The organism is Pseudovibrio japonicus, from assembly GCF_014651595.1.
Lineage (GTDB): Bacteria > Pseudomonadota > Alphaproteobacteria > Rhizobiales > Stappiaceae > Pseudovibrio > Pseudovibrio japonicus.
In genome coordinates this window covers 1-1268 of record NZ_BMXE01000021.1, presented here as the reverse complement: position 1 = coordinate 1268, position 1268 = coordinate 1, and the positions used below count along the sequence as shown (strand labels likewise).

Genomic DNA, 1268 nt, shown 5'->3' with positions numbered 1-1268 from the left:
CGTCAGGATCTGCGCCCCAATGAGCGCGGCAACGGCATCTACATCTGGAATGCGCCGCGCCTTCTGGTGGAGTACAACACCATCCGATATGGCCGGGACGGGATTTTCGTAAACACCAGCCCGAACGACACACTACAACACAACCATATCGAAAATACACGCTTTGCTGTGCACTACATGTATGGCAACAAGGGCGTGATCTCCAACAACGTATCGATCGATAACCACATTGGCTACGCGCTGATGTTCTCTGACAGGCTCACCATCACTGGCAACATCTCTGATGGGGATCGTGATCATGGCCTGATGCTCAACTACGCCAACAACGCGGTGATTACCGGAAACTACGTCAAAGCCTCTCCGGAAAAGTGCATCTTCATGTACAACGCCAACAAGAACACGGTGGACGGCAACAGGTTCGAGCGCTGCGAAATCGGAGTTCACTTCACAGCTGGATCCGCCAGAAACGACTTCTCCAACAACGCCTTCATCGGCAACAAAACCCAGGTTAAATACGTTGGTACACGTCACCTGGACTGGACCCATGAAGGGCGGGGAAACTTCTGGAGTGATCACTCAGCCTTTGACATGAACGGTGATGGAATAGCCGACACCGCTTACCGGCCAAACGATATGGTCGACCAAATTCTCTGGACACAGCCATCTGCAAAACTGCTCACCGGAAGCCCTGCGGTTCAGCTGCTCAGCTGGACACAGTCACAATTCCCGGCGCTCTTGCCAGGTGGCATCGTGGATACAAAACCACTGATGCACGCTCCGGAAATAGCAATGCCGAAGGCAGGAGCAAGAAGATGAATAAGGCAGTTCTTCGCGCCGAAAACGTCCGCAAAACCTTCGATGGACGGGATGCTGTTAAAGACCTTTCCTTTGAGCTGGGAAGCGCAGAGAGGGTAGCGCTGCTCGGGCACAACGGGGCTGGCAAAACGACGTTTTTCAAGATGTCGCTTGGCTTTTTGACCCCATCAGATGGACGGATTGAAGTTTTGGGCGCACAGCCCGGTAGCAACAAAGCACGCGCATCAACCGCGTTCCTGCCTGAATCTGTGGCCTTCCAACGAACCCTGACAGGTGTCGAGATTCTCAAATACTACGCCAAACTCAAAGGCGAAGACGCTAAGAAAGCCGTTGGCTTGCTTGAGCGTGTCGGCCTTGCAGAAGCTGGCCGCCGTCGCATCGGAACTTACTCCAAGGGGATGCGCCAGCGCCTTGGACTGGCGCAGGCCCTGATCGGAACACCTAAACTGGTT

General features: G+C 54.1%; 2 protein-coding genes. Both read left to right on the top strand.

What is annotated here, in order from left to right; genetic code table 11:
• A partial coding sequence (gene nosD, locus IE076_RS22505; RefSeq protein ID WP_189439031.1) for a nitrous oxide reductase family maturation protein NosD occupies positions 1 to 816 on the top strand: 816 nt, incomplete at its 5' end.
• The coding region (locus IE076_RS22500; protein ID WP_189439030.1) for an ATP-binding cassette domain-containing protein at positions 813 to 1268 on the top strand (456 nt) is incomplete at its 3' end. The genes nosD and IE076_RS22500, both read left to right, overlap by 4 nt.